This window comes from Hymenobacter sp. UV11 (genome assembly GCF_004684095.1).
Taxonomy (GTDB): Bacteria; Bacteroidota; Bacteroidia; order Cytophagales; family Hymenobacteraceae; genus Hymenobacter.
Genome location: NZ_SRII01000001.1, coordinates 293,343 through 312,538 on the forward strand (window position 1 = coordinate 293,343; position 19,196 = coordinate 312,538).

Here is a 19,196-nt window from a genome sequence, read left to right on the forward strand (position 1 = left end):
AGTTTGCCCATTACCCATTATCCTCTACCTATTACCCGCTACCCGGCGCTGCACCACGCGCGGATAAATGCCAAAGTACCAGATGATAAACGCCGCCGAGCCGCCAATGATGCTCAGGCTCAGGGCCACCGGCATTTCGGTGTGGCGCGTCACGAAGCTTTCCAGAAAAGCGGCCGCCACGATGATGGGCACCAGCCCCAGCGCCAGCTTAATGGCATCGCGGGCGGCGCGGGCCAGCGACTCGCGCCGCCCGTAGGTGCCCGGAAACAGCAACCCGCCGCCCAGAATAAACCCCGCCCCGCCGGCCAGCACGATGCTCGGAATTTCGAGCGTGCCGTGAATCCAGATGGTGAGCAGCGAGGGCAGCAGCACGTGCTGCTGGTAGAAAAAATACTGGAACGCGCCCAGCATTACCCCATTAAAAAAGAGCGAGTACAGCGTGCCTACCCCCAGCGTGAGGCCCCAGGCGAAGGTGCGCAGCGCTACGTATAGGTTGTTGCCCGCAATGCCCAGAAACATCACCCCCGAGCCGCCCGACTTATATATGGCCATTGGGTCGCCACGCCGGATGTTGGCCAGCGTCTGGTTTACGTAATCGTCGCCGAGCACTACCCGCACAAAATCGACATCATAGGCCGCCGAAAGTGCCCCCAGCAGCGTGAACAGCACAAACAGCCCCATCGCCCAGGCCAGCGCCGCCTGGTGCCGGGCCACCACCAGCGGCACCTCCACGGCCCAGAAGTGGCCCAGCCGGCGCGGCTGCTCGGCCTTATTCTTATAAAGCGACTGGTGCAGGCGGCCGGCCAGCTGGTTGAGGTAGGCCGTGGTGGGCGAGGCGGGGTAGAAGGTCTGGGCGTAGGCCAGGTCGTCGGTGAGGGCCACGAAGCGGGCGGCCAGCTCGTCGGGATTAGTGGCCGGGTGCGCCTCGTACTGCTGCCAGCGGGCCTGGTTTTGGCGCAGAAAAGCGGCTTCGCGCATAAAGTGGCGGGGTTTGAGCCTTAAAGATAGGCGGCGGCCGCATAGCTACTCCGCGGTACGGATGTATTTTTCGGCTCGATTTCTCGACCCCGGCTTTATGGCGACCATCCGCATCCACACTACCCAAAACGTGACGCTCGAATACGAGGTAGCCAGCCTCGGCGACCGCATCGTGGCTACGCTCATCGACTACTTCGTGCTCCTGGCCTGGGGCGTGCTGTGGGGGGTGCTATTCACCTCAGTAGCCTCGCGCAACCACGAGAGTGGCACTACTGACTGGGGCAGTGCCGCCGGCATCGTTGCCATCGTCATTATAACCATCATCTTAGCACCCTATTTGTTGTATTTTCTGCTCAGCGAAATCTTCTTTAACGGCCAGACCATCGGTAAAAAAGCCCGCGACCTGCGCGTGGTGCGCCTCGACGGCACCGCGCCGCGCGTGGGCGACTACCTGCTGCGCTGGCTGCTGCGGCTGGTCGATTTTGGGTTTGGCGGGGGCATTGTGGCCGTAGTGGCCATCGCCGCTGGCGGCAAGGGCCAGCGCCTCGGCGACATGGCGGCCGGCACCAGCGTTATCAGCCTGCGGCACCGGCCCCAGGTGCTAGCCGACCTGCCCAGCCCGGCCGCGCTGGCCGGCTACCAGCCCGTTTTTCCGCAGGCCGCCGACCTCAGTGACCACGACGTGGCCCTGCTGCGCCAGCTGCTGAGCCGCTCCATAAAGCAGGGTAATTACGTGCTGCTCAACGAAACAGCTACCAAAATAAAGCAGCTGCTCGGCGTGCATACCGACCTGCCCGACGAGGCTTTTCTGCAAACTATTCTGCGTGACCACACCTACCTCGCGGCGCAGGGGTAGGGGGTAGCGCGGTTGCAGGTCGGGCGCTAGCGCTGCACGCTGCGCCTGGCGCGCTCAATACCGACCGCCGTCACGGTAACGACATCGGTGTAGGGCGCCCCGGCCGGGGTGGTGGGCGGCTGGTTCTGAAGCTGCGCCAGCCCGGCAAGCATCTCAAACCGCACGCGCAGGTAGAACCGGGCCGCCACCGGCTGGCCCTGGTACCGGGCCGGAATCCAGCGGTCGGGCAGTAGCTGCAGCGCGCGCCACACTTCCTCGTCACAGGCCGGCGACAGGCTGTGCTCGACCAGGTAGTGGCTGGTGTGGCCGTCGGGGTCCACGAGGTACGACAGGATAACGTCGCCCTGCAAGTGCTGCTGAATTGCCGCCACGGGGTAGTGCAGCTGTTTCTGCAGCTCGCGCCGCCGGCCGGCGCGGCTACCCAGGGGGCCCGGCGCCCGGTCGGGGTGTACCAGCTGCCAGGCGTCGCCCACGCGCAGCTCGTAGCGGGCCGTGTCGGGCCGCCGGTAGCCGATGCGGCTGGAGTCGTAGTTCATGCGCAGCTCCAGCTGGCCGGCCTCGTCAAAATATTCCCACACGCCGGTGGGCTGGCCTTTGGTGAGGGTGCCCCGCTCAAACGGCGCCGGCGGGGTGCGCTGGGCCAAGGCTGCCGGGCCGGTGGCCAGCAGCGCCAGGGCCAGCCAAAGCTGTTGGTTTTTCATATAAAGCAACTACGGCAGAATAGAAGCCCCAAGATACTGCGTAGCCTGCCGCCAGCCAGCGCTTACCGCCCAAAAAAAAGAGGCTTGCCCACTACGGGCAAGCCTCTTCAGGTTAGCTAGGGGGGGTAGGGCCTAGTTGCGGGTCATGAGCTGGTTGGTGGCCAATTCGGTAGATGGGATAGGCCACACGTAGAGCGTGTTGGCGGGTTCTATCGCGCCTATCGAGGCCTTGCCAGGGATGGTCATATCGAGGCGTAGCAGGTCGTTGTTGCGCAGGCCTTCACCCAGAAACTCGATGCGGCGCTCCAGCAGTAGGGCGTCGGTCATAGCGCTTACCGAAGCGAAAGTGGGGTAGGCGCCCGTGGGCAGCGAGCGGGTGCGCACGGCGTTGAGCAGTGCCAGGCCCTGGGCATCGACCGAGTTGGTCGAGCGAACCCGTGCTTCGGCCAGGTTCAGCAGCACTTCCGCGTAGCGAATAACCGGCGCTTTGTCGGTGTAGGGCGTGCCAGTGGGGTACTTTTTCAGGAAAGACTGCGTGCCCGCTTTCACCACGAAGTTGGTGCGGCGGGCATCGGCGGCATCCCAGCCCGTGTTGGCCACGATGCTGCCGGCGGCCGTATTTAGGCTATACTCGCCGTTGCCGCCCAGCGCGGTGGGCAGGAAGTAGTAGGCCAGCTGGTTCTGGGTGCCGGGCGCATCCTGGGCCGTGAAGGGGAAGGCCAGAATGCTTTCGGTAGTTTCCTGGGGCGCGGCAAATACGGCCGTTACCGAGGGGTTGAGGGCGTTGGGCACGCCCATGGGCGCCGCGTAGGGCGCGGCTGTGGGCACCAGCTTGTTGGCCTCCGTAATCACGCTGGCATACTGGCCCATGCTCAGGTACACCCGCGTTTTAAGGGCGATAGCCGTGTTGCGGTGCGCCCGCGTCACGTTTAGCGTGCCGGAACCATACGAGAGGGGTAGGTTTTGCTCGGCAAAGTTGAGGTCGCTCAAAATTTGCGCGTACACGTCGGCTACGGTGCTGCGGGCCAGGTCGTTATTACCTGGGCTGGTTTCGGCCTTGAGGCGCAAAGGAAGGCCAGGCTTAGTGCCTGCGCTCTCGATGTAGGGCCGGGCGTAGAGTTGCAGCAGCGAGTAGTAACACAGCGCACGCAGCAGCCGGGCCTCGGCCTGGTAGTTGAGCGCCGTGGCAGCAAACGTGCTGGGGAAGGTGGGCGCCACAAACTTGGTGGCGTTGGCATCGAGGCCAGCCAGAAATACATTTATCTGGTTGATGGCCCCGTAGCCGTAGCCCCAGGCATTGATAACGTCGTTTTGCGACTGCTCGGTGAGGGTGTGGTTCCAGACGCCAACGCCCGTTACGCCGTTCGACGTGAGGTTGATAAAGTCATTGGCCCGGATGTCGCCGTAAATCTGCATCCTACCCCCCAAAAAGTTGCCCGTCTTTACGAAGCTATACAAGCTGTTGACTTGCAGGGCAATGCGGTCGGGGGTATTGAATACTACCTGGTCCGAAAACTGAATTTGCGGCGTCGGGTTCAGCAGGTTGTTGTTGCACGAAAACGTGCCCAGGCTTAGGAGCGCGGCGCTAAGGATGGCCGCCTGCTTCGGTAATGCGAATTTCATAAGGATAAATGCGATTAGAAGCCAATGTTTAAGCCAGCGGTGTAGGTGCGGGCCTGGCCCACCGAGTTGCGGTCAACACCCGCGCCGGTGTTGCTAGCGCCATTGGTCGAAATTTCCGGGTCGATGCCCGAGTACTTGGTCACGAGGGCCGCGTTCTGCACCTGCACGTAGATGCGGGCGCTGGCCACGCTAAACCGGCTAAGCACGGTAGGGGCAATGGTGTAGCCCAGCTGGACGTTGCGCAGGCGGGCAAAGTCGCCACGCTCCACGTTCGACGACATCACCAGGGCCGAGCCGTTCGACACGTTGTCGCCATACACCACGCGGGGGTAGAGGGCGTTGGTATTGTCGGCCGTCCAGTGGTTTTTGATGTCCGACGCATTGTTCCAGAAGCGCTGGTCGTGCAGGCCAGCCTTGGTGCCGTTGTAGATGTAGTTACCGCCCGAAAACTGGATGAACACGCCCAAATCGAAGTTGCTGTAGCGGAAGGTGTTGTCCAGGCCGCCGTACCAGGTGGGTAGCACCGGGCCGTAGTACAGGCCATCGCCCAACTGCGTGGGGGCCGTGGTGTTTGAGCCGTCCGATACCTTGGTCCAGCCCGTCGAGCCGGTGCCCGTGGTGCCTTGGTAGTTGTACTGTACCAGCGTGCCGTCTATCTTCTTAATAATGCGCTGGCCGTTGAGCGGGTTCACGCCCAGCGACTGCACCGCCAGAATTTCGCCTACCGAGTGGCCCACCTGCGTGTAGTTCACGGTTTCGAGGCCCGAGGTAGCCGTGCCGATGGCAGGCTGGCCTTCATAAGCCAGCGACCGCACCCGGTTTTTGAGGGTCGTCAGGTTGCCGCTCACTGTCCACGAGAACGCCTTGTTCTGAATGGCGTTGAAGCGCAGGTTCAGCTCAATACCTTCGTTCGATACCGAGCCCACGTTGACCGGAATAGTGGTGCCGATGTTGGCCGGGCCAGGCGTAGAACTATTAGGAATACCTCTCGATGCGGCCTGCGGTACGTCCAGAATCAAGCCATCCACCAGGTTGCGGTAGTAAGCAAAATCGCCCGTCAGGCGGCTTTGAAGCAGGCCAAATGAGAGGCCGATGTCCGTTTTCTTGCTTATCTCCCAAGTCAGGTTAGGATTGCCCGCTCTAGCATAGTAGATGGTGGGGGTGGCCCCGTACAGGCCCGAGCCGTAGAGCTGAAGAGCCGCGAAGTCGTCGATACCCTGGTTGTTGCCCACGCTGCCGTAGCTGCCGGTCAGCTTGAAGAAGTCTAATGTCCGACCAAAGCTGGAGTTTTTCCAGAATTCTTCCTCCGACAGCACGTAGCCCACCGAAGCCCCGTAGAAGTTGCCAAATTTCTGGGCCCAGGCCGAATAGCCATCGCGCCGGGCATTGACCGTGAGCAAATACTTACGGTCGAAATTGTAGTTCAATCGTCCAAAAAACGACACCAGGTAGTTAGTGCCCTGAAAATTACCCGAAGAGGCAATGTTGGTGTAGTTGCCCTCAAAGGTGGTGAAGAAGGGGTCAGCCACCTGGGTGCGGGTAGCGCCCCAGCGCAACACGTCGGTGTTCTGCTGCTCGTTGCCCAGCAGCAGCGAGAAGTTGTGCTTCTCGCCAAAGGTGTGGTCGTACTGCAGCGTGTTCTGCCAGTCCCAACGCTTGTTGGTGCGGTAGTAGTTGCTGGCCGAGCCGCCGGTCGAGTAGCCATCGCCCGCCAAGGACGTGGCAAACGACTTGTCCTCAAACGACAGGTTGTCGATGCCGAAGGTTGTGCGTAAGTTCAGGTTCTTGATAATCTCGTAGTTAGCGTACACGCTGCCCTGGATAGAGTTGCTCTGCGAGGTGAAGTAGTTGTTCTCCAGGTCCACTACCGGGTTGTAGTAGCCGGCCAGCAGCGGCGAGCCCGTGGTAGGGTTGATATTGGGGCCCGGCCCGAGGCCCGCGGTGCCCACGGCAGCGCCTGCGTTGTAGCTGCCATCGGGCAGGTAGGGCGACACGTTGGGGGGGAGCACCAGGGGTAGGCGGCCCAGGCCGGCCGTGCCAAAGGCACCGTCGCCCACCGAGCCCGAGTTGGGCGCGGCCGTCAGCGAGTTCGAGTAATTGAAGCGCGCGCCCACCGTAAAGCGTTTGAACAGGGTGTGCTCCACATTGACGCGGGCAGCGTAGCGGCGGAAGCTGTTGTTGGTCAGCATGCCCTTCTGGTTGGTGTAGTTCACCGACGCGTAGTAGTTGGTGCGCTCCGTACCGCCCGAAAAGTTCAGGTTGTGATTTTGCGACACGCCCGTGCGGTAGATATAGTCGTACCAGCGCGTGTCGACGGGGTTGCCCGCCGCATCGGTAGCCAGCTTAAAGCCTTCGATGTTAGTAGCTGCCGCCCCAATGGCCGCCCGGTTGGCGTTCAGGTTGCGCACCGCTTCGTTCTTGATGGTCACGTAGTCCTGCGCGCCCAGAATATCGTAGAGCCGCACCGGCTTGGTTATGCCTACCCACGTGTCGTAGGAAATGTGGTTCTGGTCTTTCTTGCCACGCTTGGTCGTGACGAGGATAACCCCGCCCGCCGCCCGCGAGCCGTAGATGGCCGTGGCCGACGCATCTTTCAGCACGTCAATGCTGGCAATGTCTTCGGGGTTGATGTTGGCCAGCGGGTTGTTGGGCACGCTGCCCACCGCCGAGGTATTGCCCGAATACGTCGGAATACCGTCAATCACAAACAGCGGCGCCGAGCTCAGCGAAATCGAGTTTACGCCCCGCACGCGGATAACGGGTGCCGCATTCAGCACCCCGTTGGGGGTAGTGATGTTGACGCCCGGTGCCCGGCCTTGCAGGGCCTGGTCGAAGCTTTGCACCGGGGCCGTGGCAATCTCCTTGCCCGAGATGGTCGCCACCGAGCCCGTGAGGTCGCGGCGCGCCTGCGTGCCGTAGCCCACCACCACTACCTCGTCGAGGCCGGCGGCGGCGGCAGTTAGCTTCACGTTTACCGTCGATTGGGTGCCGATGGCTACCTGCTTGCTCTCGTAGCCCACAAACGAAAAGATGAGGGTAGTAGTTGAAGCCGGCACCGCCAGCTCGTACTTACCCTGCACATTCGTCGAGGTGCCGAGTGAGGTGCCCCTCACCAATACCGTAACACCCGGAATCTCTTGGCCATCATTTCCGGTTACCGTTCCCGATACCGTGCGATTCTGAGCCTTCAGGTCAGGAGCCATCAGCACCAGAACCAGCGAAAGAAACAGTAGTAAAAGTCTTCTCATGAGTATGATTTTGTAGAAAAAAAGTTGGGTATTTTGGTGAAATATAGGGACCCATTTCACATACCCAAATCCTTTTTCATTTTTAACTCATCAAATAATGAGTAAAATACTGAAAATAAAGCTGTTAATTATGTTATAAGGCGTAACTATTCCAGCCTCATTCACTCGCTTTAATTGAAAATGCTAAGCCGTTAAATTGGATAAATACTTATTATTCAGCCACTAAAAAGTAGTCATTCTTGCTCGTGAAAATAAATTTCTGGTTGTCCATTTATTACGAGTGAGTAATCGATTACTTGCTTGATAAGCAGAGATATAAAAAAGAGGCTGACCCCATTGGGGTCAGCCTCTTTCAAATACTAAAGAGGGGGTAGGGCCTAGCGACCCAGCAGCACCGCTTGGCGCGTGCCGGCCGGCTGGCCATCGAAGCGGAGGCGGAAAAAATACAGGCCCGCCGCCTGGTTCTGGCGGTTCCACCGGATAGTCTGAGTACCGGCGGGCAACTGGCCGGCGTCAATTTTATCTACCGTGCGGCCCAGCGCGTCGGTCACTACCAGCTCGACGCGGGCAGCGCGGGGCAGGCCGAAGCTTACGCTGGCCGCAGCCAGTACCGGGTTGGGGTAGAGGCCAAAATCAGTAGCCAACTCAGTGGCCCGGGCTGCCGTCACCACGCCCGTTGAGGCAGCAATGGCAATGTCGCGGGCCGCGATGCCGTTGCCGATGGCGCCCACCAGGGTAGCGGCACCAGTGGTTAGGTTCACCGTGTAGAGCGAGGTGTTGGCCGAGGTGCCGGTGTTGGCCACCAGGTAGGCTGTGTTGACGCCAATGCCCGTGCTGTAGATGTCAAGGTCCACGTTGGCGGTAGTAGCGTTCACCGTAATGCCCGAGGCGCCCACGGCGTTCAGGGTGCCGTCGTTGGGCGGCAGTTGGGTATTGAGGGTGTTCAGCGCCTCGTCGTAGTCGTAGAGGGTAGTGCCCGACGTGGCCGTGGCGCCCATGAAGCTATTCGTGTAAGCGGCTGCCCCGATGCTGGGCGTGGCGGTACCGGTAGCGTAGGTCAGGGTGCCATCGGTGGCCGAAATGGTGCCGTCGGTGGGGTTGAGGCGGTAGTTGGCGCGGTTGCCGGCCACCACCCGAATGCGGTCCACCGTCGGGTTGAAGTCAAACCCGATGCTGCCTGTGCCCAGTTCCAGCCGCACGGCCGGCCCGGCGGCCGTGGCCACGCCCGTGAGCGAGTTGAGCGCGTAAATCTGGGCGTTGGCCACCCCGGCCGCTGCCGTTGCATTGTAGCCCATGGCATACAGCGTGTTGGTGGCAGGCCGCACGTCGAGGCCGGCCAGCGTCTGGGCGGCGTCTACCCCCGTAATGCCCACCGACGTGCGAATGCTGGTGGGCAGCGCCGTGTCAAACGTTAGCAAATTGGTGCCAGCCAGCGCGTAGGCCAGTTGGCCCGTCACGGCCGGCTGGGTCGCCGGACGCGCAATGGCAAAGGCAATATCCGTAACTGCCACCAGCGCGCCGCTGCCAATGGCGCCCACCGCCGTGGCGGCGCCGGTCGTCAGGTTCACGGTATACAGCGTCGAAGTAGCCGCCGTGGGGCTGGTCGAAATAGCCGTGGTCATGTAGGCCACGTTGGTGCCCGTTGCGGAGTTAAAATAAATATCCAGGTCCGACGTCTGGCTCGCGCCGTTGGTGGCCACGCCCAGCGCGCCCACCGTCACGAGGGTGCCGTCGTTGGGCGGGTTTTGCATCACCAGGCGGCTGTTGGCTTCGTCGAGGTCGTAGAGGGTAGTGGCCGTGGTGCCGATGTAGCTGTTGGTGTAGGCCGACGAGCCCACGCCCGGCGTCTGGGCGGCGTTGGCATCGGTGGCGGCGTAGGTCAGGGTGCCGTCGGTAGCGGCCAGGGCACCGTTGTTGGGGTTCAGGCGGAAGTCGGCCCGGTTGCCGGCCGTCACCCGGATGCGGTCCACGGTGGGGTTAAAGTCGAAGCCGATGCGCGACGTCGTGGTGCCCAGGTTCAGCGTAAGCGCCGGGCCCGCGGCCGTGGCTACCCCCGTGGTGGGATTAATACTGTATACCTGCGCCTGGGTGCCGGTGGCCGCGTAGCCCAGCGCAAACACCTGGCCCGTGTTGGGCCGCACATCAATGCCCACAATGGTCTGGCCCGCCGTAAAGCCCGTAATCGGCACCGTGGCCGTGAACGTGCCCGGCGTGGTGGCCGCAAACGTAACCAGGCTCACCACGGCCGGGTCGCTGGTCGTGGATAGACCATAAACGGTCTGGGCGGCGGCGGGTAGCGCGGTAGCCCCGGCCAGGAGCGCACTCAGTGCGAGGCGGTTGTGGAGTTTGGTCCAGCGAATAACGTGTGTCAGCATGAGCAGGGTAGGAAACGCGATAAAAGTTAGAGAATGGCCGGTGAACTCTTTACTCACCTCACGAAACCTACGCCTACACCCGGCAATCGGATGAAGTATCCATGAAATTTAACGTCGATTTAATTTTGGTTATAATGTAAAAATCTGTTAATCAATGTTTTAACAAAAAAGCCATATTGTAATAACTTGACCAGTAGACAGCCTCAACTCCTTGATTTACAGAATAAAAAAGGGAGCCGTTCCTCACAGAACGGCTCCCTCATCTTGGTAAAGGCACGGTACCTACGCCCTACCCCGCCGCGATGGCCTTGCGGCGGCTGGGCTTAGTAGCGGGCTGGCGCTCCTCGCCCTGCGAAAGCAGCTCCTCGTCGCGCTCGGTCTTCTTCGGAATCCAGCTCACGCTGTAGAGGTCCTTGCGGCGGTCGCGTAGGTTACGCACCGCGCCGCTGGTGTTCAAGTCTTTAAGTAAGTCCAGGTCGAGGTCAGCGATGAGCGTCATCTCCGTGTTGGGGGTAGCCTCGGCTACAATGGCATCGTGCGGAAACGCGAAGTCCGAAGGGCTGAACACCGCCGACTGCGAGTACTGAATGTCCATGTTCTCGACGCGCGGCAGGTTGCCCACCGAGCCCGTAATGGCCACATAGCACTCGTTTTCGATGGCGCGGGCCTGGGCGCAGATGCGCACGCGCTGGTAGGCATTCTTAGTGTCGGTCCAGAAGGGTACGAACAGGATTTTCATGCCCTCGTCGCTCAAAATGCGCGACAGCTCCGGAAACTCCACGTCGTAGCACACCAAGATGCCGATTTTGCCAAAGTCGGTGTCGAAACACTTCACTTTGTCGCCGCCGCGCATGCCCCAGTAGCTGGCCTCGTCGGGCGTCACGTGCAGCTTGTACTGCTCGTCCACGGTACCGTCGCGCCGGCATAAGTAGCTGACGTTGTAGAGCATTCCATCCTCATACACGGGCATCGAGCCCGCAATTACGTTGATGTTGTGGCTCACGGCTAGCTCCATCATGCGCACCTTGATGGGCTCGGTAAACGCCGCCATGCCCCGAATAGCCGCCGAGGCGGCCTTCTCACCAGTGAGGGCCATCATGGGCGCGTTGAAAAACTCCGGAAACAGCACGCAGTCAGCCTTGTAGCCGCTCACGGTGTCCACGAAAAACTCGATTTGCTGGAAAAAGTCCTCTAGGCTGGCCGTAGCCCGCATCTGCCACTGCACGATGCCGATGCGCACGTTCGACTTCTGGTTGCCGATGAGCTTGTCAAATTCCTCGTCGTAATACACGTTAATCCACTCCAGCAGGGTAGCGTAAGCCTTTGACTCCGAGTCGTAAGGCAGGTAGCCGCGGATGATTTTGCGCACGTGAAACTCGTTCGAAAGCTGGAAGGTCAGAATCGGGTCCACCAGCTCTTTGTTGCGCACCAGCTCCACGTACTTAGCGGGCGTCATCTCGCCCGCGTAGCCGGCGTAGCCCGGAATGCGGCCGCCGGCCACCATGGCGCGCAGGTTCAGGTTCTCGCACAGCTCCTTGCGGGCGTCGTAGAGGCGGCGGCCCAGGCGCAGGCTGCGGTACTCGGGGTCCACGAACACGTCCACGCCGTAGAGGGTGTCGCCGTCGGCGTCGTGGGTGTCAAACTTGCCGTTGCCGGTGATTTTGGCATACGTGTGCTTGTCGCCAAACTTGGTGTAATCCACGATGATAGCCAGCGCGGCGGCCACCAGCCGCCCGTTGTCCTCAATGCCAATCTGACCCTCCGGGAACTTGCGGATGAGCGCCGCAAACTCGTCGGCCGCCCAGGCGCCCTCCATGTTGGAGTACACCTTGTCCATAATCTCCTCAATCGCCTTGAAGTCGGAGCGGCGTAGCTGGCGCAACACCAGCTTGTGGGCCGGCACGGCGGTTGGCGTCAGGCGCTCATCGAGGGCAGAGCCCGTTTTGCCCGTTTTTTTGTGGTGATGTGCGCCGCCAGATGCGGTTTTGGTGCTAGCAGAAGTAGCCATAAATAGAGGGAAATCAAACAAAAATAAGTGGCCGGCCACGGGGCCAGCCACTTATATAAACCGTAGTTAGGCCAAAAAAGATGCGTCGGCCCCGTGTGAGGCCCTTGCCCTACCCCCCTGCGGGGGCTAAACGCCGCGCATTTCGGGCACTTCGTCGTCGGGGCCATGCACTAGCAGCCGGCCCGCCGTGGCGGCCCGTATCTGGGCCACCGTTACGCCGGGGGCGCGCTCGCGCAGCACAAAGCCGTCGGGCGTCACGTCGAGCACGGCCAGCTCGGTTACTATCTTCTTCACACAGCGCAGGCCCGTGATGGGCAGCGTGCAGTCAGTGAGCAGCTTGCTGGAGCCGTCGCGCGCCACGTGCTGCATGGCCACGATGATGTTTTTGGCTGAAGCCACGAGGTCCATCGCGCCGCCCATGCCCTTCACCATCTTGCCGGGGATTTTCCAGTTGGCAATGTCGCCGCGCTCGCTCACCTCCATCGCGCCCAGGATGGTGAGGTCCACGTGCTCGCCGCGAATCATGGCAAACGAGTCAGCCGACGAAAACAGGCTGGAGCCCGGCAGCGTGGTCACGGTCTGCTTGCCCGCGTTGATGAGGTCGGGGTCCACTTCGCTTTCCGTCGGAAATGGCCCCATGCCCAGCAGCCCGTTCTCGCTTTGCAGTTCCACGTTGATGCCCGCCGGGATGTAATTCGCCACCAGCGTCGGGATGCCGATGCCGAGGTTGACGTAAGAATTATTTTCTACTTCTTGCGCGATGCGCCGGGCGATGCCGTGTTTGTCGAGAGCCATAAACCGCAGATTTAACGGATGTAACAGATTTCGCGGATACGCTTGCTGCGCAAGCTGACTACGCGGGTGGGAGAGGGGGTAGGGATGCCTTGCTTGGCGTCTGCTTCTAGGGTTGCTTGGGGGCCTGGCGCTTGGCCAGCGCCGCGTACACAGCCTTGCGGAAGCGGGGTACCAGGTCGGGCGTGTTGTTGTGCGGAAATTTCTGGGTGTAAAGGAGCACTACCAGGTGCTCCTTGGGGTCAACCCAGTAGTCGGTGCCAAACGCGCCGCCCCACTCGTAGCTGCCCACCGACTGCCCGGTTTGGGCCGCGCCGGCCGGCGTCACGATGCTGAAACCCAGGCCAAACTTGTTCTGCCCCTGGTTCACGTCGCCAATCTGGTTTTGAGTCATCAGGGCTACTGTGCTGGGTTTCAGCAGGCGGTGGCCGCCGTAGGTGCCGCCATTGAGCATCATCTGCAGGAAAACGGCGTAGTCGTCGATGGTCGACGAGAGCCCGCCGCCACCCGAAAAGTACGTGCCCGCCTGGTTCGGGAAGTCGGGCCGCAGGCTCAGCATGCCCTTGGCCGGCATCGGCACGGTGTGGTGGGCGGCGTCTTCGCTATAAAGCGGCACAAGGCGGCTTTGCCGGTCGGTGGGCAAGTAGAAGTAGGTGTCGCGCATACCCAGCGGCTCAAACACATGGGCGCGTAGGTACTGGTCGAGCGGCTGCCCGCTCAGCACCTCAATCAGGCGGCCCAGCACGTCCACGCTCAGCCCGTAGGTGAAGCGCTCGCCCGGCTGGTGCATCAGTGGCTGCCGGGCCAGCGCGTCGATGGCCGGCCCCAGCGTGCCCTGCGGCGACCCTACCCCCGACGGAATGTGCGCCTTGGCATAAATGGCCCGCGCTTCAGCCGAGCCAATCACCGCGTAGCCAATACCCGAAGTATGCGTCAGGAGCTGCCGAATGGTAATCTCGCTGCGCGCCGGCACCGTCGTATACGTCGAGTCTTTGGGATTGAAGCTGGCCAGTACCTGCGGGTGCGCAAACGCCGGCAGGTACTTGGCAATGGGGTCATCGAGCTGAAACTTGCCCTGCTCGTACAGCTCCATCAGCCCCACGCTCGTGATGGCCTTGGTTTGCGAGGCAATGCGCTCAATAGCGTCGGGCCGCAGGGGCGTTTTGGCCGCCGCGTCGGCGTAGCCCAACGCTTTGCGGTACACCACCTGGCCATCGCGGGCCACCAAGGCAATAACGCCCGGCAGCCGGCCATCGGCCACGTAGCCTTGTAGCAGCTGGTCAATTTGCGTGAGGCCCTCGGGGCTAATCCCAACGCTGGCGGGCGCAGCCACCGGCAACATCGCCGAGGCCGGTGCCGCTGGCTGCGCCAATACCGGAACAGCGCTGCCAAGCGCCAGCAGCCAAGCCAAGATACTATTTCTCATAGCTTTCATCAATAAAATCCGTGTAGCCAACAAAATCCGACCAATCCGATAAATCCGATAAATCCGCGGTTCAGACAGTCACGGTGCGCTGCTCAATGCGTTTCTCGTAATCCTTCCCCTGAAAAATACGTTGCACGAAGATGCCTGGCGTGTGAATCTGGTTGGGGTCGAGCTCGCCGGCGGGCACCAATTCCTCCACCTCGGCCACGGTAATCTTACCGGCGGTGGCCATCATGGGGTTGAAGTTGCGGGCCGTACCCTTGTAGATGAGGTTGCCGGCGGTGTCGCCCTTCCAGGCTTTGACGAGGGCAAAATCGGCGGTGAGGCCGGTTTCGAGCAGGTACATCTTGCCGTTGAACTCGCGGCTTTCCTTCCCTACCCCCACCTCGGTGCCGTAACCGGCCGGGGTGAAAAACGCCGGGATGCCCGCCCCGCCGGCCCGGCAGCGCTCGGCCAACGTGCCCTGCGGAATCAGCTCTACCTCCAGCTCGCCGGCCAATAACTGCCGCTCAAACTCAGCATTCTCGCCTACGTAGCTCGAAATCATCTTGCGCACCTGCCGCTTTTGCAAGAGCAGCCCAATGCCAAAATCATCGACGCCGGCGTTGTTCGAAACACAAGTCAAGTCCTTCACGCCCAGGCGCAATATTTCCTGAATGGCGTTTTCGGGGATGCCGCAGAGGCCGAAGCCACCGAGCATCAGGGTCATGCCATCGGCGAGGCCCGCGAGGGCGGCCTGGGCATCGGAAACAGTTTTATCAATCATAAGCGAAGATTTCGCGGGCGAAATCAGTGGGTGGGAAAAGCGGGCGGAAGATAGTCAAGGGGCAGTAGCTCGCCGATTTTCTCGAAGCTCCAATAGCCCTCCGTGAGCAGCGCCAGCGCCTGAGTGGGCACGCCGTTGGGCTCTACTTCGGCGGCCGGGGGCGGCTGCAAGTGCAGCACCGATTCCTGGTAGCGGGGTAGGGGCCGGCCCGATACCGAGCCGGGCAGCCGGCAGTTGGCATCGGGCCGCTCGCCGTCATAGGTCACCGCCAGCAGGTCGCGAAAGCGCAGCCACACCCGGCCGCTGGCCTCGGCGCGGCGCACGCTATCGGGCGGCAGGTAGGGCTTGTATAGAATCGAAACCACGTGCGGCTCGGCCAGTTGCTGCCATATCGAGGGGGGTAGGCTATTCTGATTCAGGATGGCGCCCGAAGCCTGGCGGGCGCGCACCAGGCTGTCGGCGGCGGCCCAGCGGCGGTTGGGCAGGCGCTGCAAGCGTTGCAGCCGGAAGCCCTGCTGCACCACGTCGCCCGCGTAGGCGCTGCGCAAAAAGTGCATAAACGACCCTTGGTACGCCCGCAGGCGGTTGGCGGCCCACCGCTTTTGTTGTTTGTCAGTACCAGTCAGCTCCTTGAAAACTACCTGGCTGAGCGTGGTGAGCGTGGCCGACTGGTCGGCAAAATCGGCCCGGAAATACAGGTTGTAAAACGTGAGGCGGTAGCCCAGCGCCAGGTTATCGACCAGCAGCGGCCGCCGCGCCGCGCCGGCCGTGAGCGCCCGTGTTGCGGGGTCATAGTCCACCTGCACATCGGCCGGGTTGCGCACCTGGCACTGGCGCGCGAAGCTGGACGTACCCAGAAATAACTCGATAAAGCGCTGGTAGTCATCGGCCAGCGTCGGGCGGGACCGCACCACTACTTCGCCCAGCGCCTGCGCCGAGGGGGGTAGGGCCAGGTCGACGGTCAGCGGCACGCTGCCTACCACCACCGACTGCTGCCGCAGCCGGTGGCCCAGGTACGTGGCGGCCACCTCGTAACGGCCCGCCGGCACGGCCGGCAGCACGTAGTGACCCTGCTCATTGGTTGTAGCGCCCAGCGTGGTATTCACCAAAAACACGCTGGCAAACGGTAGCGGCTGCCGCGTCACGGAGTCGCGCACGGTGCCGCTGAGGCTGGCCTGCGCCAGCGCCAGCCTCGGCAGCAGCCAAAGTAGAAGTGCCCAAATGGCGCGCATATTTCCGTGCAAAAGCCCGGGGTGAAAAAGGCTTTTCGCAAAAATAGGCGCGTCCGGTTATCGACCTGACTTACCGCATCTGGGCCCGGCCAGCGGCTGGCTGCGCGCGTGCCGGCGCAGGAGTAGAAGCGGGTGCCGCTGGCGCCGAAACCATAGTCGGCGGCTCGTAGTCGAGGGGCATAAACTCGCCGATTTTCTCGAAGCCCCAGTACTCGCCCAGCGCCACGGCCTCCGAGTCGCGGAGCGAGCCGTTGGGCAAAATCTCGACCTGGCGAGCCAGCAGGCGCACCTTCGATACCTCGCGCTCGGTAGGGTAGGGCGTGCGCGAGTAGCCCAGCGGCGACATCGGCTGGTCGTAGGCCGGGTCGGGCGTTTCGCCAAAATACGCCACTTGCAGGTCGCCGGTAAAGCGCAGGTACATGTGCCGCTGGTCGGCCGATAGCCGGCGCAGGCTGTCGATGGGCCGCGCCCCTGGGTACACCACGGCCGAGGTGCCGTCGGGCGTGAGGCGCACCAGCTGCACCAAAAAGCCCTGTTTTTTCAATTCGTTGCGGTACACGCTGCGCAAAAAGTGTGTGAATGAGCCCGCGTAGGCCTTGGCGCGGTTGGCGGCCCACTGCTGGCGCTGCTGCTCGTCCTGCGGCGTCATTTCCTCAAACACCGGCTGGCCGTCGAAGCTGCCGGCGCTGCCGTCGGGGCTGAAGCGAAAGCTCATGCCGTAGTACTTCAGGCGGTAGCCCAAGGCCATATTTTCGATTTCCACGAAGTTTTTGGCCGAGGCCACCAGCTCCTGGGTCGAGTCGTTGACGAACACCACCACGTCCTTGGGATTGGTGATGCGCGACTGCTGCGAAAACGCGGTCTGCCCCAAAAACAGGCCCGTAAACTTGTCGTAATCCTCCTGGCTATGAGCACTGGCCTGCACCACCACCTCATCCAGCGCCGGCCCCGACGCGCTCAGCAGCAGCGTTACGCTCTGGGGCGCGGCGGCCTTGGCTATGGTAATGGATTGCTTGCTCAAGTTGTAGCCCACGTAGGAGCCAACCAGCTCGTAGCTACCCGCCGGCACCTTCGGAAACACAAATTCGCCCTGCTCGGTAGTGGTCGCGCCCAGCGTGGTATTAGCCAAAAACACGCTGGCAAACGCCAGCGGCTGGTGGGTAGCCGAGTCCTGCACCACGCCCGTCACGCGGCCCTGCGCCAGGGCCAGCCCCGGTAGCAAGCAAAGTATAAACGCCAGTATTTTCTGCATAAGTCAATGAGTGAGGGAGTGGTCGCCTTCGCCGGCGAGCGAGGGGGTAGGGCAAGAAAAGTGCCTAAGCGCCGAGCGCCGCCCGCGTAGCCCGCGCATCGAGCGCCAGCTGGGCCGTGAGGGCGGGTAGGCCGTCGTACTTTTCTTCGCCCCGCAGCCAGGCAACGAACTCCAGCGTCAGTAATTGCCCATACAAATCACCCCGAAAGTCAAGTATATTAACCTCAATAGTTTGCGCCAGGTCCTGCCCAATAGTCGGCCGCACCCCAATGGCCAGCATGCCGGGGTGCCGGGTGCCCGCCGCCGTGGTCACCCACACCGCATAGATGCCGATGGCCGGCACCAGCTTCAGCTTTTCGGGCACGTCGAGGTTGGCCGTGGGGTAGCCGATGGTGCGGCCCAGCTGCTGGCCCGTCACCACGAGCCCGGTGAGGGGGTAGGGGTAGCCCAGGTAGGCGGTGGCAGTGGCCACATCGCCGGCCCGCAGCGCCCGCCGAATGCGCGTGCTGCTCACGCCCACCGCGTCCACATCCTGCCTGGAGATTTCCTCCACCGTGAAGCCATAACGCGCCGCGTGTTGGCTGAGGTAGTCGAAGCTGCCCTCCCGGTTTTTGCCAAATCGGTGGTCGTAGCCAATCACCAAATGGCTGGTGCCCACAGTTTTTACCAATAATTCCTGAATATACTCCTCCGAGGTCCACTGCGCAAACTCGCGGGTGAAGGGCATCACCAGCAGGTAATCGACGCCGTGCTCGGCCAGCCGGGCCGCGCGCTCGTCCAGGGTGTTGAGCAGCTGCAATTCGAGCAGCTCGGGGTGTGAGGGCGGCGGGCCCAGCACCAGGCGCGGGTGCGGCCAGTAGGTGATGACCACCGTAGGGCCGCCCACCGCGTCGGCCACCTGCCGCAGCCGCGCCAGTATGCGCTGGTGCCCCAGGTGCACCCCATCGAAGGTGCCACTCGTGACCACGGCATTATTCAGGCGCGGAAAGTCGGCGGGGTCAGTGATAACTACCATAAATCACGGATTACGCGGATTTTAACGGATTTCACGGATTTTGTGGACGGCTCCGTTGGCCCTGGCCTGGTACTACGCGGGTTCGGCTGATTCTGCTGCATCTGCGGGCGGCGCAACCTGCGCTTCGGCCTGCTGGGCGGCGAAGTAGTCGAGGCCGACGCGCGGCGCCAGGTGGCGTTCGCGCGGGCGGCGGGGGGTAGGGGCCGCGTCCGGCTGGGCCTCAGTGGGCTCGGGGCGGGGCGGGCGCAGGGCCTGCACCTCGGCCACCGTCCAGGCGTCGGCGAGCTTGTACTCGCCGATGCGCGTGCGTACCAGCCGCGTGAGGTGCGCGCCTACCCCCAGCGCCGTGCCCAGGTCGCGGGCCAGGCTGCGGATATACGTGCCCTTCGAGCACACCACCCGAAAGTCGATTTCCGGCAACTCGATGCGCGTGATATCAAACGCCTTTATGTCCACCGTTTTGGGCTTGATTTCGGCTTCCTGGCCGCTGCGGGCCAAATCGTAGGCGCGCTTACCGTCTACCTTCACCGCCGAAAACAGCGGGGGTATCTGCTCAATTTTTCCCAGAAAGGGCAGCACGGCAGCCCGGATTTCGGCTTCCGTCAGGTGCGCGTAGGGCAGCTCGGCGTCCACGGCCGTTTCGCGGTCGAAGCTGGGGGTAGTCTGGCCCAGGCGGAAGGTGCCCTCGTATTCCTTTTCCTGCGCCTGAATCTGGTCTATGTCCTTGGTTTTCTTGCCAGTGCAGAGAATCAGCAGGCCAGTGGCCAGCGGATCGAGGGTGCCGGCGTGGCCGATTTTGCGCGGGCGCAGCGTGTTTTTCACCTTGCGCACGATGTCAAACGAAGTCCAGGTCAGCGGCTTATCGAGCAACAGCACTTCGCCCGTTTCGAAGTCAAAGTCTGCCAGCTGTTTTTTCTCGCTCAT

At 62.1% G+C, this 19,196-nt stretch carries 14 protein-coding genes; 1 reads left to right on the forward strand and 13 read right to left on the reverse strand.

The window, feature by feature from the left end:
* Positions 1–24: 24 nt before the first annotated feature.
* The gene (locus E4631_RS01130; protein WP_133658260.1) at positions 25–978 is read right to left on the reverse strand and encodes a stage II sporulation protein M; all 954 of its coding nucleotides are present in this window, start codon (positions 976–978) and stop codon (positions 25–27) included.
* Positions 979–1,075: 97 nt separating this feature from the next.
* On the opposite strand from E4631_RS01130, the gene E4631_RS01135 reads away from it, so the two are divergent.
* Entirely contained in the window at positions 1,076–1,834 is a 759-nt protein-coding gene (locus E4631_RS01135; RefSeq protein WP_166648138.1) for an RDD family protein, read from the forward strand.
* Between the two features lie 26 nt (positions 1,835–1,860).
* Here the strand turns inward: E4631_RS01135 and E4631_RS01140 are convergent, their stop codons facing one another.
* The 12 genes from E4631_RS01140 to truB all read right to left on the reverse strand — a co-directional run bounded on the left by E4631_RS01140 (position 1,861) and on the right by truB (position 19,196).
* Entirely contained in the window at positions 1,861–2,535 is a 675-nt protein-coding gene (locus tag E4631_RS01140; RefSeq protein ID WP_133658262.1) for an energy transducer TonB, read from the reverse strand.
* Positions 2,536–2,667: 132 nt separating this feature from the next.
* On the reverse strand, positions 2,668–4,158 hold the full coding sequence (locus E4631_RS01145) for a RagB/SusD family nutrient uptake outer membrane protein (protein ID WP_133658263.1): 1,491 nt from the start codon (positions 4,156–4,158) through the stop codon (positions 2,668–2,670).
* A gap of 14 nt (positions 4,159–4,172) precedes the next feature.
* On the reverse strand, positions 4,173–7,406 hold the full coding sequence (locus tag E4631_RS01150; protein WP_133658264.1) for a TonB-dependent receptor: 3,234 nt from the start codon (positions 7,404–7,406) through the stop codon (positions 4,173–4,175).
* 377 nt (positions 7,407–7,783) lie between these two features.
* The gene (locus tag E4631_RS01155) at positions 7,784–9,781 is read right to left on the reverse strand and encodes a DUF4394 domain-containing protein (protein WP_133658265.1); all 1,998 of its coding nucleotides are present in this window, start codon (positions 9,779–9,781) and stop codon (positions 7,784–7,786) included.
* Between the two features lie 289 nt (positions 9,782–10,070).
* Complete coding sequence (locus tag E4631_RS01160; RefSeq protein WP_240734625.1) at positions 10,071–11,618, reverse strand: carbon-nitrogen hydrolase family protein; 1,548 nt, start codon at positions 11,616–11,618, stop codon at positions 10,071–10,073.
* A 297-nt stretch (positions 11,619–11,915) separates the two neighbouring features.
* On the reverse strand, positions 11,916–12,584 hold the full coding sequence (locus E4631_RS01165; RefSeq protein WP_133658267.1) for a 3-oxoacid CoA-transferase subunit B: 669 nt from the start codon (positions 12,582–12,584) through the stop codon (positions 11,916–11,918).
* Positions 12,585–12,690: 106 nt separating this feature from the next.
* Positions 12,691–14,007 carry a serine hydrolase gene (locus E4631_RS01170; RefSeq protein WP_133658268.1) on the reverse strand — a complete coding sequence of 439 codons (1,317 nt, stop codon included), beginning with the start codon at positions 14,005–14,007 and terminating at the stop codon, positions 12,691–12,693.
* Positions 14,008–14,077: 70 nt separating this feature from the next.
* Positions 14,078–14,773, reverse strand: coding sequence for a CoA transferase subunit A (locus E4631_RS01175; protein WP_133658269.1), 696 nt, complete (start codon positions 14,771–14,773; stop codon positions 14,078–14,080).
* A 23-nt stretch (positions 14,774–14,796) separates the two neighbouring features.
* Positions 14,797–16,005 (reverse strand): carboxypeptidase-like regulatory domain-containing protein, encoded by a 1,209-nt coding sequence (locus E4631_RS01180; protein WP_133658270.1) that lies wholly within the window; start codon positions 16,003–16,005, stop codon positions 14,797–14,799.
* A gap of 70 nt (positions 16,006–16,075) precedes the next feature.
* Entirely contained in the window at positions 16,076–17,257 is a 1,182-nt protein-coding gene (locus E4631_RS01185) for a carboxypeptidase-like regulatory domain-containing protein (protein ID WP_133658271.1), read from the reverse strand.
* Positions 17,258–17,321: 64 nt separating this feature from the next.
* A complete protein-coding gene (locus E4631_RS01190) occupies positions 17,322–18,272 on the reverse strand; it encodes a bifunctional riboflavin kinase/FAD synthetase (protein ID WP_133658272.1) in 951 nt (316 codons plus the stop codon).
* A gap of 72 nt (positions 18,273–18,344) precedes the next feature.
* Positions 18,345–19,196 (reverse strand): tRNA pseudouridine(55) synthase TruB, encoded by an 852-nt coding sequence (gene truB / locus E4631_RS01195; protein ID WP_133658273.1) that lies wholly within the window; start codon positions 19,194–19,196, stop codon positions 18,345–18,347.

What these genes read in the sequence shown, in the direction of transcription:
- E4631_RS01130 (WP_133658260.1), bottom strand. Translation starts at nt 978, where the DNA reads ATGCGCGAAGCCGCTTTTCTGCGCCAAAACCAGGCCCGCTGGCAGCAG.
- E4631_RS01135 (WP_166648138.1), top strand. Translation starts at nt 1,076, where the DNA reads ATGGCGACCATCCGCATCCACACTACCCAAAACGTGACGCTCGAATAC.
- E4631_RS01140 (WP_133658262.1), bottom strand. Translation starts at nt 2,535, where the DNA reads ATGAAAAACCAACAGCTTTGGCTGGCCCTGGCGCTGCTGGCCACCGGC.
- E4631_RS01145 (WP_133658263.1), bottom strand. Translation starts at nt 4,158, where the DNA reads ATGAAATTCGCATTACCGAAGCAGGCGGCCATCCTTAGCGCCGCGCTC.
- E4631_RS01150 (WP_133658264.1), bottom strand. Translation starts at nt 7,406, where the DNA reads ATGAGAAGACTTTTACTACTGTTTCTTTCGCTGGTTCTGGTGCTGATG.
- E4631_RS01155 (WP_133658265.1), bottom strand. Translation starts at nt 9,781, where the DNA reads ATGCTGACACACGTTATTCGCTGGACCAAACTCCACAACCGCCTCGCA.
- E4631_RS01160 (WP_240734625.1), bottom strand. Translation starts at nt 11,618, where the DNA reads ATGGACAAGGTGTACTCCAACATGGAGGGCGCCTGGGCGGCCGACGAG.
- E4631_RS01165 (WP_133658267.1), bottom strand. Translation starts at nt 12,584, where the DNA reads ATGGCTCTCGACAAACACGGCATCGCCCGGCGCATCGCGCAAGAAGTA.
- E4631_RS01170 (WP_133658268.1), bottom strand. Translation starts at nt 14,007, where the DNA reads ATGAGAAATAGTATCTTGGCTTGGCTGCTGGCGCTTGGCAGCGCTGTT.
- E4631_RS01175 (WP_133658269.1), bottom strand. Translation starts at nt 14,773, where the DNA reads ATGATTGATAAAACTGTTTCCGATGCCCAGGCCGCCCTCGCGGGCCTC.
- E4631_RS01180 (WP_133658270.1), bottom strand. Translation starts at nt 16,005, where the DNA reads ATGCGCGCCATTTGGGCACTTCTACTTTGGCTGCTGCCGAGGCTGGCG.
- E4631_RS01185 (WP_133658271.1), bottom strand. Translation starts at nt 17,257, where the DNA reads ATGCAGAAAATACTGGCGTTTATACTTTGCTTGCTACCGGGGCTGGCC.
- E4631_RS01190 (WP_133658272.1), bottom strand. Translation starts at nt 18,272, where the DNA reads ATGGTAGTTATCACTGACCCCGCCGACTTTCCGCGCCTGAATAATGCC.
- truB (WP_133658273.1), bottom strand. Translation starts at nt 19,196, where the DNA reads ATGAGCGAGAAAAAACAGCTGGCAGACTTTGACTTCGAAACGGGCGAA.